Raw genomic sequence first — 15753 nt, 5'->3', positions numbered from 1 at the left:
CCATGAACGTGTTCCGGGCCGGACAGCATCCCGGATGGCCCGCCCGGCTCGGCCCGGTGACAGTGGCGGCAGGCAAGGTGACCCTGCGGCCGGTGCGTTTCCGCGACGCTGCGGCGTGGAGCCGGATCCGATTGCGCGACCGCGACCACCTGGAGCGCTGGGAACCGACCGGACGCGGCAGCTGGGAGGCGCGCAATCACGCGTCGAACTGGCCGTCGCTGTGGACGAGCTTGAAAGCCGAGGCCCGGCGCGGGGCGATGATCCCGCTGGTCATCGAGGTGGACGGGCAGTTCAGCGGCCAGCTCACCATCGGCAATATCGTGCGCGGCGCGCTGCGTTCGGGCTGGATCGGCTACTGGGTGGCCAAGGATCTGGGCGGTCAAGGGGTGGCGACGGCCGCGCTGGCGCTGGGTCTGGACCACTGCTTCGGCCCGGTCGGTCTGCATCGCGTCGAGGCGACGGTGCGGCCGGAAAACCTTGCCAGCCAAGCGGTTCTGCGCAATGTCGGCTTCCGGGAAGAGGGCATGTTGCGCCGCTACCTCGATGTCGACGGCGCGTGGCGCGATCACCTTCTGGTCGGGTTGACCGTCGAAGAGGTTATGGGCACCGTGGTGGATCGCCTGGTCAGGGAGGGTCGGGCGGCGCAGCCGTGAAATTTCTGTTACTCATGTGGCAGGTGTGCACGGCGCGCCTGCCACACGGGCGCGTCTGCCCGAATTAGCCTACGGACGTCAGTGGTGCGTCCGCAGATGGACAACACGTAGGTGGGGACGGGAGGTGATGACCGCGATGCCGAACTCGATCCTGTGGATCGGACTGGTGGTGCTGTGGGTCTTCGTCCTGTTCCCGATCATGGCGGACCGGCATCCCCGGATCCGCCGCACCACCGATGCCGCGCTCGCCACACGCGTGCTGCACCGTGGCGGGGCCGAACGACGGATCCGCATCGGGGCCGCGGGCGGTCACGAGAGTGACCCCGATTACCGACCCCGTGTGCTGAACAAGCGCCCCCACCGTACTGATTCGGAGGACCGGATGACGTCCGAAGAGCCCGTCACCGAAGACGACGACGAAAAGCCGACTCCCGCGGTCGAACTCGACGCGGCCGAAGCTGACGACGTCGAAGAGGCCACCGCGACAGCGGAACTCGACGACGCCGCGACGGAAGACGATGCGGCGGAACCGGTCTCGGCGCAAGCCGACGAAGACCCGCCCGTCGCCGCGCGCATCCCACCCGCGCCCCCGGCTCGCCTCGACGACCTCGTGGCCGAGGACGACGACACCGAGTTCGAGGACGACGGCTTCACCCCCACGCGTCGCGGTCGCGGCGGCTACGACCCCGAAGCCGACGCCATCGCCCGTGCCGCCCGCTACAGCTTCCGTCAGCGCGCGGTCATGGGTCTGATCATCGGCATGATCCTGTTCGCCGCGTTCGGGCTGCTGCTCAACTCGATGTTCTGGTGGGCGTGCGGGCTCTCTGCCGCCGTGCTCGCCGGCTATCTCGCCTACTTACGTAAGCAGGTCCACGTGGAGGAGGAGATCCGTCGCAGGCGCGCGGCCCGCCTCACCCGTGGCAGGCGCCAGGAAGCCGCCGAAGCCACCCCTGAGGCGGCCACCACCCGTCGCACGATGGACCGCGACACCGCACGTGCCCTGCGCCGCCGCTCCACCCTGCTCGACACCGACGACGAGGACCCGAGGTTCGAGTTCCTCGAGATCTTCGATCCGGCCACTTCTCGCGCACTCCGCAACCGGGTCGAAGACCTCGGTCAAGCCGTCGGCGAGTAACTGGTGAACCACGCAATATCTGCAGGTCAGAGTACCGATTCGGTATCGGGGCGCAACCCCTGATACAGTGTCACAGCGCGGTTCACCAGAGCCGCACGGGGCTATAGCGCAGTTGGTAGCGCGTCTCGTTCGCATCGAGAAGGTCAGGGGTTCGATTCCCCTTAGCTCCACAGAACAGCGCCGCTCGACCATCAGGTCGGGCGGCGTTTTTCGTCCGGTCGGGGCCGTTGGTGATGCTTGAACGGCGGATGAACAAATGCCGATGCGTCAGGGGTATTTACATTTCCGTTCGATCAATAGCGCGATGCGCGGTGAAAGATTCACTCTGCATTTCTTCGCGCGCGCCAGCCCATTGTTTTAGGGGCACGACCCGCCGCCCGCCCGGGATTAGCCGGAGTGTTACTGATTTCGGCTGAGTCTTACGTCACATTCTGCTCGCATGGAATTAACTTCCCAGGTCATAGTGGTCGCGCCCACTGCCTTATGTCGATTCACAGCCATCAGCTATTGGTGTGAAGTTTATTTGCGGAGTCGATGGGCAGAAGCTAACGTTTTGGTAAATCTGAATAAGCCGCGCAGGACCAAGAGCGCCCGCGCTCATCAAGTTCGCTGCCGGGGAGGAATCGGTTCACCAGCGAACAGATGCGACGCCACTAACGGGAGGGGCGTCGAAGGCGTCTGTTGGAGAGTAGTCAGAGGCAGTTCATGACAGCGGTCATCGAGGTTCGTACCGAGCCGGAAGATATTCCGAAAACCCCACCGTCGCTCGCAGTACGTGGAATCGCGGTGATCGCCTCGATCACGGCCGTCGTGATGACGGCGACCGCGGGCCGTTACGACTATTTCGGCGACGAGCTCTACTTCCTCTCGGCCGGACGCAGGCTCGACTACACCTACGCCGACCAGGGCGTGATCGTGCCGATGCTCGCCTGGATCGCCGACCAGCTCGCACCGGGATCGGTGACAGTGCTGCGGCTGCCGTCCGTGCTGATGTGCGTGGGCGCGGTGATCGTGGCGGGCCTGATCGCCTACGAACTCCGCGGCAACCACCGCGTCCAGATGCTCGCCGCGGCCGCTTACGCGCTGTCGGGTCTGGCGGCCAACCAGGTCGTCCTGAGCACTTTCTCCTTCGACGCCACCCTCACCGCCGTGATCACCTGGCTGTTGATCCGCTGGGTGCGCACCCGCCAGGACTGGCTGATCGTCGTCGCGGGTCTCGTTGCGGCCCTTGACATGCAGGTCAAGTGGATGATCCCCATCGTCTGGGCGTGCCTTGGCCTCGCGGTCATCGTGTGCGGTCCCCGCGAAGTGCTGCGCCGCCCGGCGCTGTGGGTGGCGACCGGCATCCTCGCCGCGTCGCTGATCCCGATCCTCTACTGGCAGTCTCAGCACAACTGGCCCCAGCTGGCCATGGGTTCGGTCATCGGCGCCGAACAGGACGCCACCGGCTACGGCCCGATCGGCTTCCTGCCGCAATTCCCCATCCTGGCCGGCATCATGGGCACCTTGCTGCTCGTCATCGGGCTCTGGGCGGCGTTCAAGCAGGAATCGCTGCGGCCCTATCGGTTCATCCCGGTCGCGTTGATCATCATGACCGTGTTCGTCATGATCACGCACGGTCGGCCCTATTACCCCGGTGGCCTGTTCCCCGCTGTTTTCGCCTTCGGTGCCGTCGGCTTCTGGCAGTACGACCGGAAACGGTGGATGACCCTCTCGGTGATTCCGATCGCCGCGGCCTCGGTCCTGACGACCGTCGTCACGCTGACCGTGATTCCGCTGTCGCCCGAGTGGCGTAGTCAGGCCGACAATGCCCTCGATCTCGGACTCAAGACGGCGTTCTTCGGAAACACCAACTGGGCGTTGATGGTTGCCGCTGTCAACGACGGATATGCGACGCTGACGCCGGAAGAAAAGGCCGCCGCTGTCATTGTCGCGCAAGGTTATCCGCAGGCGGGCGCGGTCGAGCAGTTCGGCCGAAAGTACGGACTGCCCGCCACCTACAGCCCGAGCCGCGGTTTCGGTTTCTTCGGCCCGCCGCCGAATTCGGCCACCTCGGTGGTCTACGTCGGACTCGACACCGCCGAGGCCGACCTGCGCTCCCGCTTCACCGAGGTGGAGCGCATCGTGCACCTCGACGACCCCATGGGCACCCCCGGCATCGACCGCATGACCGCCGTCTGGGTCTGCAAGGGCCCGAAACAGCAGTGGTCGACCATGTGGGACACCATGACCACCCTGTACTTCGACCTCGGCCTGTGGCGAGACCCCAACACCACCACCCGCCCCACACACTGAGAACAAAACGAACCCCCCGACCGTGCGGCCGGGGGGTTCGTCGTTCGAGCGCCGAGAGTCAGTTCTTGACCAGCTCCGGTTCGTCCATGGCGTCCTGCACGGGCGCGGCGTGCGGGTCGACCGCGGCGCGGCTGGGGAGCAGGACCGCCATGACGATCACGACCAGGGCCAGTGCGGCGCAGATCAGGAAGGACAGGCGCATACCGTCCAGGGCGGCGGTGGCCGGTGCGACGCCCTCGTCGATCAGCGAGGTGCTGCGCGCTGACATGACGGTGACCACCAGCGCCGTACCGAACGCGGCCGCGACCTGCTGGAGGGTCCCGAGCATGGAACTGCCGTGCGAGTACAGGTTCATCGGCAGGGCGCCGAGGCCAAGGGTGAACACCGGCGTGAACGCCGCCGCCAGCGACACCATCAGCAGGATGTGCAGGCCGAGCAGCTGCCAGTACGGCATGTCCATCGAGATCTGGGTGAAACCGGCGAGCGAGGCGAAGATGCCGATCGAGCCGGGGATCACCAGCGCGCGCCCACCGAACTTGTCGAACAGCTTGCCCACGGTGGGACCGAGCAGACCCATCGCCAGACCACCCGGCATCACCAGCAGACCGGTCTGCAGCGGGCTCAGACCGCGCAGGTTCTGCAGGTACAGCGGCAGCAGGATCATCGAACCCATCATCGCCAGGAAGGCGATCGACATCAGGACCAGCGCCTTGGTGTAGGTGCCCTGCAACAGCACACGCAGATCCAGCAGCGGGGTGCCGCTGCGCTGCAAACTGATCTGACGCAGCGCGAACGCCGCGATCAGCGCGATACCGCCGGCGGTGATCAGCGCCGCGGTGCTGTAGCTGTCACCGTGGAACTTGCTCAGACCGAACACCAGTCCGCCGAAGCCCAGACCCGCCAGCGCCACGCTGGGCAGGTCGAGCGAGCCCGGCTGCGGTTCCCCGACGTTCTCGAGCTGCCGCAGACCCAGCCAGGTCACCAGACCGGTGATCGGCAGCATCACCACGAACAGCAGTCGCCACGAGTCGATCCCCGGGACATCGATCTGCAGGATCAGGCCGGAGCTGACCGGGCCCATCGCGGGTGCGACCGAGATGGCCAGGGTGACATTGCCCATCACGCGGCCGCGGTCCTTCTCGGCCACGACGGTCATGAGGGTGGTCATCAGCAGCGGCATCATCACCGCGGTGCCACCGGCCTGGACGACGCGCCCGATCAGCAGCACCGCGAAAGTCGGCGCGAGTGCCGAGATCACGGTGCCCGCGATGAACACGCCCATGGCGGTGGCATAGGCCTGGCGGGTCGTGACCCGCTGCAGGAACCAGCCGGTGGTGGGGATGATCGCGGCCATGGTCAGCATGAACGCGGTGGACACCCACTGCGCGGCCACCTCGGTGACGTGCAGATCGGCCATCAGACGCGGGATCGCGTTGATCATGATGGTCTCGTTGAGGATCACCACGAAGGTCGCCAGGACCAGCACACGGATGACGGTCGGTGTCTTGCCCTTCGTCATCGGTGGGGATATATCGGCTGGCATCGGGTACCTCCGGGAAGCATGGGTGGATTCGGCGGGCGTGAGCTGTCGCCCGATGCCGAGTCGATCCGCGTCCCGGCACCACAAGAGAAAAGACGGGTTCCGTCGGTCCAACTCATCGGGCGAGGGACAGTATTCCGTTCGGGTACGACACAAATCACCTGGTTTTTCGGGCGCGACACGCCAGGTGCGTATCGAAGATCGCAGGTCCGGGCGTTATCGAAACGCATCTCACAGCCGATGGTGAGCCTGGTCACTGGTGGATTTCGACCCGGAGCGGTTCGGTGTGTTCGCGGGTGTGGGCCCGCGAGAGCGGGGTACAAACGAACAGTGACTGCATCGAGAACGTGGCTTGCTGTGGTATGCGCGATGGTTGCTGTCCTCGGGGGTGCGAAGGCATCGGCTGATCCGGGGGCACATGTGGCGGGGGAGGTGCCGCTGGGTGGTAGGTCCGCGCAGATCGACGTGTACTCGCCCGCGATGGGGCGGGTGATCCAGAACAAGGTGATCAAGGCGGCGGGGGCCGGGGCGCCCACGTTGTACCTGCTCACCGGGGCAGGCGGCGGGGCCGACGGGATCTCGTGGTGGGACAACACCGATGTCCGCAACTTCTTCGCCGACAAGTTCGTGAACGTGGTGATGCCGGTGGGTGGTGCGTTCACGCTGTACACCGACTGGATTTCCGATGACCCGGGTGTGGGGCGGGTGCGGTGGGAGACGTATCTGACTCAGGAGCTGCCCGGGGTGATCGACGGTGCGCTCGATACGAGTGGGCGTAATGCGATCGCGGGTGTGTCGATGAGCGCGGCGTCTGCTTTGGACCTGGCTATTCAGAGTGGGTCGCGGTTTTCCGCGGTGGCGGCGTTGAGTGGGTGTCCGTGGGCTTCGGATCCCATGGGGATCGCGATGGCGAGTGCGCAGGCGGTGCGTGGTGGGGGGAATCCGGGGAACATGTGGGGGATTCCCGGTGGGCCGGGGTGGCAGGAGCACGATGTGTTCGCCAATGCGGGGCGGCTTGCGGGGAAGGCTATTTTCCTGTCGGCTGCGACGGGGTTGCCGGGTGCGGCGGATCGGGGGTTGCCGATGCCGCCGATCGAGACGCTTGCCGGGGCGTGCACGGCGGCGTTCGCTGGGCGGTTGGGGCAGTTGGGGATACCGGCTGTGCATGTTCATAGGCCGACGGGGTCGCATACGTGGGGGCAGTTCGAGGCTGATTTGCATGAGGCCTGGCCGCATTTGGCCGGTGCTATCAGCTGAGTGGTGGTTCGGGCGGGGTTGTATCGCAGAGCCTTCGGGGTTTGAGTTGTCCCAGAGGTTTTAGGCTGTGTTTGTTGGAGCGCTGGCGCGCTCGAGCGCGGCCCCCTTGGGGCCGCGAGTTAGCCGCCGTTGCTAGAGGCTGCGCCTCGACGCAACGGCGGCTAACTCGCGGCCGGGCCGCTACCGCCGCTGCGCGGCGGGACCCTCCTCGGGGTCGGGTCGTGGTGGCTGGGTTGTGCGGTCATGGCGGATTCGGGGTGTGCCTTGTGGGGTGTGCGGCGGGCGCGGCGGGACCACCACTGCAGCAGTGCGATGCCGATCAGGGCCAGTAGGGCGCAGGTGAGGCTGATGGACAGGCCGGGTGGGCGCCAGGTGACTGTGAGGGTGGCGTTGTGGGTGCCGGGGGGGATGTCTACGGCGACGAAGGTGCCTGCTACTGCTCGGATGGGGATTTCGCTGTTGCCGAGGGTGGCGGTGTAGCCGGGCCAGGCCAGGCGGGACAGCACTATTCGGCCGCCGGTGCCGGAGGAGACGGTGGCGCGGTTGGTGAGGCCTGCTTCGGGCATGACGGTGGCGTGGACGCCGGACTCGTGGGCGATGAGGTCGCCGGGGGAGGGGAGGGGGTTGACGCGTTCCAGTACCCAGATCTGGTGTTCGTGGCCGGGGTAGTGGACGAATTTCCAACCGGCGGGGGCGGGTTCGTTGCCTGCGTTGGGGTACTGACTGCGTTGCAGGACAACGCGATCCATGCGCATCAGGTCGACTACCGGTGTGTCGGTGGACGGTTCGACGGCGAAGACTCGCCGGTAGGCGTCGGGGCAGGTGCCGCCGTCCCAGGCCATGCACAGCAGGCCGGCGAAGGCCGCGTGGCCGACGGGGGTGTAGCCGTTCACGTATTGCAGGCCGAGGTTCTTGGCGTAGCTGCCGAGAGCGATCGAGCCGTAAGTGTCTGCGAGCGTGCGCTCTTCGTCGCGCACCATGATGCGGTCCGCCAATTGCAGTGTGCGCCCGTCGAAGTCGGGGAACGCTGCCGTCATCTCCGAGCGTTTCTCGGCGAATCCGTACGACAGTGGGGTCCGCGGCGCCGACGCCACCTGGGCGAACGCGATCGGGAAGGTCGCGACGATGGTCAGGGCGGCCGCAGCGGCGATTCCGCGGGTGCGTGCCAACCACACCGCCCCGGCGCCGAGCCCCACCACCGCGAACACCGCGAGGGCGTGTCGTTCGACGAGTTCCGGTGCGGCAGAGAACGATCGGATGAACAGCAACGCGATCAGCGCGCCCGCCGCCGCGTACCGCCGCCGCGACGGCGCGAAATCCCCGTAGCGACTGATCAGCACACATACCAGCACCAGCAGCGCGATCGCGAGCATCGGCAACACCCGCGCAGGCCAACGCAGCGGCCCGATCGCTCCTGGCCCGGCCGTCCACATCAGGGTCGCCACCGCGAACAGCGCGATCCCACTCCACGAGGCGGCGTGACGGGCCGCGGCCTTCCAATCGATGAACGCGAGCGCGGGAATCACGAACCACGCGATATAGACCATCGGCAGGGGCTGGACGTGTCCCCACCACCCGGTGAAGGCGGGCACAGTGCTGGGCAGGCTCGCGTTCAGCGATTCCGACCACGGCACGGTCAGGAAGGGGTCGTTGTGGATGGTCGAGACATCACCGCGCCAGGTGGCCTGCGAGGACAGCAGGATCGGCAGATTCGCGATCATCGACGCGAGCACCGCGAGACCGGACGCGGTGAGCAGTCGCAGCACCGGCGCCCATTTGCGCTGGTACAGGTACTCACCCGCGGCGACGGTGGCGATCATCAGCCCGGATTCGACTGCGGGAAAGGCGTATTGGATGGTCAGCGCCAGATAGAGGAACACGAACACCGGGATCGGCCCGCTGCGTCCGCGCGCGTAGAGCACGGCCGAGGCCCAGGCGTGTACGAGCCAGGCGGTGCCGGTCTGCGAGGTGAACCAGCTGGCCTCGTCGAAGAACAGGAACCAGCCGCTGAACGGAAACGCCACGCCCGCGACGGCGGCCCACGGCGCGCGGGCACCGTAGGCCAGGCAGATCCGGAACACGCCGAGCGCGGCGATCGCCGAGAACACGAACTTCACGGCGGTCGCGTACATGGCGAGATTGTCGAACGAGGGCGCCAGCAGGTACACCAGCAACTGCGCGGGGTTGTACAGCCCGGCTTCCTCGAGGCTGTAGTTACCGGCCATCCATTCCCACGGCACCATCGCCGGGAATCGGCCCGCCCGCAGTTCGGTACCGAGCAGCTGCCACATCGGCACGTATTGCGCCTCGGTGTCATCGGTATAGAAGTGCCGCGAATCGCCGAGCAGTACGGCGAGATACCCGACCAGAACGGCGGCGACGACGACACCGGCCCACTGCGCGATTTGTTTTCGCGGTTCGAGCTCCGCGCGTACCCACACGAGCGCGGGAGCTTAAGGCATCGAGGTGAATCGAACAATAGCGCGCGGAATCCACGCCACGGTGGTGGACGTTTGTCCAGCTCAGGTGAGGTCAGGCTGGGGTTTGATAGCATGGCGCAACCCGAGCACGACCTTCGAGAGAGTCATCAATTGCAGTTCGAAATCGTCGAGCGGGACGAGACCTGGGTGGCCGGGCTTCCGGTCCGCAGTCCCAAACGCGCACTCGGTGAGCTGCGCGACCGCGACCTCGAGGCGGCCTGGTCGGCCGTCCTGCACCAGGATCTCGGCGGGCCACTGGCCAGCGCCTACACCGACTACACCGGCGAGCTGAGCACCTACAACACCCAGATCGTGGGTTATCAGTGCGATTCGCTCGAGCAGGTCACCCGTGGTCATCTGGCGACCCGGCTACCGCGCGGCACCTATGCGCGCTTCTCCTCGGTCGGTAACTTCCCGCAGGTGATGACGGATCTGTGGACCCAGATCGCCTACGCCGAAGAGCACAACCAGATCAAGCGCACCTTCACCGGCGATTTCGAGTGCTACCCGCACGCGTACAAGATCGACCTGTACCTGGCGGTCGATCCGCGATGACCTATTCGATCGTGGTGCGCGGCGCGGCGCTGTACGGCGGCCTCGCGGTGCCGCGAGTCCATCCGAGCTTCAAGGTGAGCAACAGCGACCTGATCGAGTTCCTCAAGGACCGGCTGCGCGAACGTGGTGGCGGCGAACCGCTGCACACGGTCTATGTCCCTGACCCGGCGGGCAACTGGAACGCGCTGGTCGCGCGCGAATACGCGACCCCAGCCGACGTGCCGGTCGGCGACCTCATGCTGCGCGTCCCCAAGGGCATCTACGCCCGTTTCGCGCCCAACGGTGACTACCACGATCCGGTCGAGGACGTCTGGGCTCAGGTCGACGACGCGACCGCGTCGGCCGAGATCTCGCGCGCCTACGGCGAGGAGATCGAGGTGTGGCACGGCCCCGGCACGGTCGAACTCTTCGTGTCGATCACGGTAGATAACTGAAAGTTAGCCGAATTCGAACCGATCGGTTTGGACTCGCCTCACTCTCGTGTATACACCCGTTCTGACCTGGGCTTATTTCAACTGGCTCAGAAGGTTACCGGAAAATTAGCCACTCGTATGGTGCATTCCTTCCGGATGACGGATACTGCACCAGTTGGCATCGGTAGGACGCCGACCGCGCGCGGGCGTTGAGCACGGAGTAGGAACACGATGGCTGTCGAAGTAATACAGGCTGGAGTGTGGTTGCGGGGCATTCACCGTCGCACCGAATCGGTCGAGGTGCGCCCGACACGGGGTCGGCACACTCGGTGACCAGCCCTGACTATCCGGCGATGGACCACCGCCCCCTCGTCCTCGATCCGGCCGACCCCACCGACGCGGCAACTCTGCGGCAGCTGGCGGGCCTGCCCGACATCCGCACCGACGACCTGCGTGCGGGGCTGCGTGCCGAGCTGGACCGGCTCACCGGCGGGCCGCCGGGGATCGACGCGAGCGAGGAACGCTGGATCTATTACCCGTGGCGACGCGCGCTGGTCGCCGTCCTCGGGCCTGCCGCGTTCCAGGCGATCCGCTCGGACCGCAATCGCAACAAACTCACCAGGGACGAACAGCAGCGCCTCGCCCAGCTGTCCGTCGGTGTCGTCGGACAGAGCGTCGGCCACTCGGTCGCCTACACCCTCGCGCTGGAAGGGGCCTGCGGGCTGCTGCGCCTCGCCGACTTCGACACCATCGAACTGTCGAATCTGAATCGGGTGCCAGGGGGGTTGTTCGACGTCGGCGTGAACAAGGCGATCGTCACCGCCCGCCGGATCGCCGAACTCGACCCGTTCCTGCCGGTCGAGATCTGGCCCGCGGGCGTGCTGACCGACACCGTCGACGAGTTCCTCGACGGACTGTCGGTGGTGGTGGAGGAATGCGATTCCCTCGACATCAAGTTCGCGGTCCGCGAGGCCGCGCGCAGGCACCGGATGCCGCTGCTCATGGAGACCAGCGACCGCGGCCTGTTCGATGTCGAACGCTACGACCTCGAACCCGACCGCGAACCCTTCCACGGCCTGCTCGGCGCGACCACCGGCGAACAGCTGGCCGACCTCGACACCAAGGCCAAGGCGCCGCACGTGCTGCGCATCCTCGATCCCGGACAGCTGTCGGCGCGGATGGCGGCCAGCCTCGCCGAGATCGGGGAGACGATCACCACCTGGCCGCAACTGGGCAGCGACGTGCAGCTCGGCGCCGCGATCGTGACCGCGGCGGTGCGCCGGATCGGGCTCGGCGCCAAGCTGTCCTCGGGCAGGACCCGCGTCGACCTCGACGCCACTCTCGACTCCCTCGCCGAACCCGGTTACCTCGACGACGGCATCGACTCCATCGTCGACGCCCCCGTCGAAGCGCCGCCCGAGGACCCGATCGAGGCGATCCTGGCCTGCGCCCAGCGTGCGCCGTCGGGCGGCAATGTCCAGCCGTGGCGCTTGCGCGGCGATGCCACCACGATCGAACTCGCCCTCGATCCCACCGCGACCACCGCGATGGATGTGCACCTGCGCGGCAGCGCCGTCGCGGTCGGCGCCGCACTGCACAACGCCAGAGCGGCCGCCGCCGCGCACAACCTGCTCGCGGATCCCGAACTGATCCTCGACGACCCAACCGCGCCCTTGCTCGCCCGCTTGCGACTGCGCGCAGGCACCGATCCCGACCTCGCCGCCGACTATCCGCTCGCCCTCGCCAGGCACACCAACCGCCGCCGCGGCATCCCGATGCGGCTGCCCGCAACGGTGCTGCCCGCACTGGCAGGCGCCGCGGCGGCCGAGCGAGCGCGCGTGCGCGCGATCACCGGCACCGACGCGCTCGCCGAGGCCGCGTTGCTGCTCGGTGCCAGCGACCGCGTCCGCTTCCTCACGCCCCAGCTGCACGAACAGCTCTACGCCGAATTCCGTTGGCCAGGTGAGGATCTCAGCACCGGGATCGATGTGCGCACGCTCGATCCGGCCCCGGACGAACTGGCGAAGATGCAGGTCGGTCGGCGCACCGATGTGATGGATCGGCTGCGCGAGTGGTCGGCCGGTTCGACACTCGGCGAATTCACCGTCGACCGGGTGCGGGCCAGTTCCGCGCTGGTGGCGATCACCTTCGAGACCGGCGGCGGCGAACCGGATCTGGCCGCCTACGCGCGCGCCGGTGCCGCGGTGGAAAGAGTGTGGCTACGTGCGCAACTGCTGGGTCTGGCGGTGCAGCCGGTGTCGCCGGTGTTCCTCTACGCGGACCGGCCCGATGATTTGCGCAGCGTTTCTCCCGAGTTCACAGATACACTTGCCAGCATTCAGAGACGTTTCCTGGACCTACTGGGAATCCCTGAGGATGAGAACGTGGCATTGGTTCTTCGTCTGAGCTACGCCGCGGCTGCGAGCGTTCGCAGTCGACGGTTGCCGGTGCCCGGCAGTGGGACTGTGCCGGTGCCCGGCAGTAGCAACGACGGATAGCGCGGATCGGAGACAACGTGCCTCGGCAAACGCTCGACTCACTGGTGACCCAGGTCGCCTCCGAGTTGATGGGTGTCGACGCCACGACCATGGTGGCGGCGAGCGAGCGAGTGCTCGCCTCCCTGGTCGAGCACTTCGATGTCGACGTGAGCTATCTACGCCACACCGACCGTGCGCGGCGTTCGACCGTCCTCGTCGCGGAGTGGCCGCCGCGCGCCGACATCCCCGATCCCGACCCGCTGCGCGAGGTCGAATTCGAGCACGCCGATTCGGTCTTCCGTGCCCTCGAGTTCGCCGTCGAACCGATCATCGTGCGACCGGGTACCGACAGCGCCGACTATCAGGAGACGATCCGCAAGTCCTCTGGTATCCCCGAGGTGGCCATGGCGTGCGTGCCGCTGGTCTCGCGCGGTGAGTCGACAGGCGTGCTCGGCTTCGTGAAGATGGGCGACCGGGCCTGGACCAAACGCGAACTCAACGTCCTCAAGGCGATCGCCGCGCTGTTCGCGCAGTTGCAGGCGCGCGTGGTGGCCGAGGAGAAGCTGCGCTACATCGCCCTGCACGACGACCTCACCGGGCTGGCCAACCGGCGCGCCCTGCTCGAATACATGGAGCGGCGACTGCAGCCGGGCAATCCGGGACCGATCGCCACCTTCTTCCTCGACCTGGACCGGCTCAAGGCGCTCAACGACTTCCTCGGCCACAGCGCGGGCGACAACTTCATCCGCACGCTGGCCCACCGGTTGCGCGAGAATCTGGAACCCGACGACATGATCGCGCGCCTCGGTGGCGACGAGTTCGTGATCGTGCCCGCGGCGCCGATGGACGCCGTCGCCGCCGAGCTGGAGGCGACCCGCATCCAGGAACTCATCGGCCGCCGCGTCTCGGTGGGGCGCGAATCGGTGAGCCGGGGTGTGAGTGTCGGTGTGGCGCTGGGCATTCCGGGTGAGACCCTGGTCTCGGATGTGCTGCGCCGTGCCGATCACGCGCTGCTGTCGGCGAAGTCCGGCGGTGGCAACGGGGTCGCGGTGTTCACCGATGCCATGCGTGCGCAGTTCGAACTGCAGGACGACGTGGAGCTGAATCTGCGCAGCGCGGTGTCGGACGGGTCGCTGGTGCTGCACTATCAGCCCGAAGTCGACCTGCGCACGGGCCGGATCGTGGCGCTGGAAGCGCTGGTGCGCTGGCAGCATCCCACCCGAGGGCTGCTGCCGCCCGGCGCGTTCGTCTCGGTGGCCGAGGCCACCAACCTGGCGGGCGAGCTCGGCCGGTGGGTGATCCGTTCCGCCTGTTCGCAATTCGCCGACTGGCGCAGGCGCGGGCTGGCCTCGAATGTGGTGATCCGGATCAATGTGTCTCCGGTGCAGCTGGTTTCGGTCGATTTCGTCGAACGCATCGAAGACGTCCTCCGTCTGTTCAATATCGACGGCAGTTCGGTGTGCCTGGAAATCACCGAACACGTTGTGGTGCAAGACCTCGTCCGCACCCGGCTCACTCTGCGCGGGCTCAAGCGGATGGGCGTGCAGATCGCCATCGACGATTTCGGCACCGGCTACAGCTCGCTGTCGCACCTCAAGGCCCTGCCGGTGGACGCGGTGAAGATCGACCGCGGGTTCGTGCAGCGCCTCGGCGACAGCAACGACGACCTCGCTATCGTGAAATCTATTATCGGACTTGCCGGTTCGTTCGGCCTGGGCGTGGTCGGTGAGGGTGTCGAAACGGCGATGGCCGCGCGAACCCTCGTCGGGCTCGGTTGCTATCGCGCGCAGGGTTTCCTGATCGCGCGGCCGATGCCCGCCGAGGAAGTCGAGGCGCAGTTACGCGAGGGCCGCATCCCGCTGGATCTCGACCTGCCGCGCGCGGGGCGCGGCGTGGCGCCGAGCTGATCGCGGACATGTCGCGCGGTAGATGGCTGCTGTTCGAGTCCCTCACCGGGGATCATGAGCCCACACTCGTCGCTGACGACGCCCGCACCAAACCGTGGACCGCGGCCGCGCGACTGCACCGCAGCGTCGGTCCGGCGTGCGCCCGCGTCGTGCTCGACGCGGTCCGTCGATGCGCGGACGACGGGGACCCCGAGCGCGTCGACGTAGGTGACAGCGTGGTGCTGGCCGAGCCGGTTCGGTGCGCATTCGACGGAATCCACGGTGTCCAGATCTGGGTGGGTTCGGCGGAGGCGCCGGTGCGGCCGAGACGGCGGGTCGCCGCTTGGGATTGGGACGCGGTCACCGAACTCGCCCACCACGGGCCCGGTTTGGAGGAACTCGTCTTCGCCAGGGAATCCGATCAGGTGCAGGTGGTGCGTACGCCGCCGGACGCGTTCGGGCGAATGGTTCGCTTCGACGGCAGGGTCGAATACTTCGAAATGGCTACCCGGCTGGAACCGGGCGGGCACTGGCAGGGCGAGGTCGACATGCTCGGCGACGACGACGGCGTTCGCCGATTCCAGATGGTGACAAGGGCACGGCCCGACCAGCGCAGGGTGAGCGCATTGATGCACGCGATCCCCGAACTCGGCGACGACACCACGGCTGTCGACCTCGACGTCGCTATGTTGCGCGCGGTGTCGCAGCGCAGCGGGGTCGGCGTCGGCATCATCCTGTTGTCCAGCGGGGTCATCTACGAATGGGTCGCAGATCCGCCACCGCCCCTCGACCGGTGGGCAGTGGAGCGACCGACCATCGACCCCGCCGATTTTGCCGCGTTGCGCGCCGCCTGCGCTGCTGTCGCCGCGGACCCGGGTGCCACCCGGCGGCTCGACCTGCGGGTCCGCTTCGCCGAGGGGGAGTGGATCCGCGCGCAGGCCGAGTTGGTGACGATCACCACCGCTGCCACCGGGCACGGGCTGTTGCGGGTTTGGCCTCTAGATGACCGGTGAGGCCCCGGTTGGGTGCATCTTTCGATGCTGTTCACTCCCCGTTCCTCGG

11 protein-coding genes and 1 tRNA gene are annotated in these 15753 nt (G+C 67.1%); 10 read left to right on the top strand and 2 right to left on the bottom strand.

The window, feature by feature from the left end:
- Window positions 1-2: 2 nt before the first annotated feature.
- From ACFWUP_RS27905 to ACFWUP_RS27890, 4 genes are all read left to right on the top strand, one after another.
- Window positions 3-653 (top strand): GNAT family N-acetyltransferase, encoded by a 651-nt coding sequence (locus ACFWUP_RS27905; protein ID WP_379238947.1) that lies wholly within the window; start codon window positions 3-5, stop codon window positions 651-653.
- A gap of 136 nt (window positions 654-789) precedes the next feature.
- Window positions 790-1788: a gephyrin-like molybdotransferase receptor GlpR gene (glpR, locus tag ACFWUP_RS27900; protein ID WP_379238946.1), complete on the top strand. Its 999-nt coding sequence runs from the start codon at window positions 790-792 to the stop codon at window positions 1786-1788.
- A gap of 97 nt (window positions 1789-1885) precedes the next feature.
- Window positions 1886-1958 (top strand) — tRNA-Ala (locus ACFWUP_RS27895).
- 535 nt (window positions 1959-2493) lie between these two features.
- Window positions 2494-4083 carry a glycosyltransferase family 39 protein gene (locus tag ACFWUP_RS27890; RefSeq protein WP_379238945.1) on the top strand — a complete coding sequence of 530 codons (1590 nt, stop codon included), beginning with the start codon at window positions 2494-2496 and terminating at the stop codon, window positions 4081-4083.
- Window positions 4084-4141: 58 nt separating this feature from the next.
- Here ACFWUP_RS27890 and ACFWUP_RS27885 read toward each other — a convergent pair whose 3' ends face one another.
- Window positions 4142-5626 carry an MDR family MFS transporter gene (locus ACFWUP_RS27885; protein ID WP_379238944.1) on the bottom strand — a complete coding sequence of 495 codons (1485 nt, stop codon included), beginning with the start codon at window positions 5624-5626 and terminating at the stop codon, window positions 4142-4144.
- A 366-nt stretch (window positions 5627-5992) separates the two neighbouring features.
- Between ACFWUP_RS27885 and ACFWUP_RS27880 the strand changes: the two genes are divergently transcribed.
- Window positions 5993-6880, top strand: a complete 888-nt coding sequence (locus ACFWUP_RS27880; RefSeq protein ID WP_379238943.1) for an alpha/beta hydrolase — start codon at window positions 5993-5995, stop codon at window positions 6878-6880.
- A 161-nt stretch (window positions 6881-7041) separates the two neighbouring features.
- On the opposite strand, the gene ACFWUP_RS27875 is transcribed toward ACFWUP_RS27880, so the two are convergent.
- On the bottom strand, window positions 7042-9321 hold the full coding sequence (locus ACFWUP_RS27875) for a hypothetical protein (protein ID WP_379238942.1): 2280 nt from the start codon (window positions 9319-9321) through the stop codon (window positions 7042-7044).
- 150 nt (window positions 9322-9471) lie between these two features.
- On the opposite strand from ACFWUP_RS27875, the gene ACFWUP_RS27870 reads away from it, so the two are divergent.
- The 5 genes from ACFWUP_RS27870 (at window position 9472) to ACFWUP_RS27850 (ending at window position 15704) form a co-directional block, all read left to right on the top strand.
- Window positions 9472-9915 (top strand): GyrI-like domain-containing protein, encoded by a 444-nt coding sequence (locus ACFWUP_RS27870; protein ID WP_379238941.1) that lies wholly within the window; start codon window positions 9472-9474, stop codon window positions 9913-9915.
- Window positions 9912-10349 (top strand): AraC family transcriptional regulator, encoded by a 438-nt coding sequence (locus tag ACFWUP_RS27865; protein ID WP_379238940.1) that lies wholly within the window; start codon window positions 9912-9914, stop codon window positions 10347-10349. Before ACFWUP_RS27870 ends, ACFWUP_RS27865 begins: the two co-directional genes overlap by 4 nt.
- Before the next feature lie 332 nt (window positions 10350-10681).
- Window positions 10682-12826: an Rv1355c family protein gene (locus ACFWUP_RS27860; protein ID WP_379238939.1), complete on the top strand. Its 2145-nt coding sequence runs from the start codon at window positions 10682-10684 to the stop codon at window positions 12824-12826.
- Window positions 12827-12894: 68 nt separating this feature from the next.
- Window positions 12895-14712 (top strand): putative bifunctional diguanylate cyclase/phosphodiesterase, encoded by a 1818-nt coding sequence (locus ACFWUP_RS27855; protein WP_379238983.1) that lies wholly within the window; start codon window positions 12895-12897, stop codon window positions 14710-14712.
- Between the two features lie 8 nt (window positions 14713-14720).
- The gene (locus ACFWUP_RS27850; protein WP_379238938.1) at window positions 14721-15704 is read left to right on the top strand and encodes a GAF domain-containing protein; all 984 of its coding nucleotides are present in this window, start codon (window positions 14721-14723) and stop codon (window positions 15702-15704) included.
- The last annotated feature ends 49 nt before the right edge of the window (window positions 15705-15753 follow it).

Source organism: Nocardia sp. NPDC058658 (assembly GCF_042716665.1).
Taxonomy (GTDB): Bacteria; Actinomycetota; Actinomycetes; order Mycobacteriales; family Mycobacteriaceae; genus Nocardia.
This window is presented reverse-complemented; position numbering and strand designations above follow the sequence as displayed.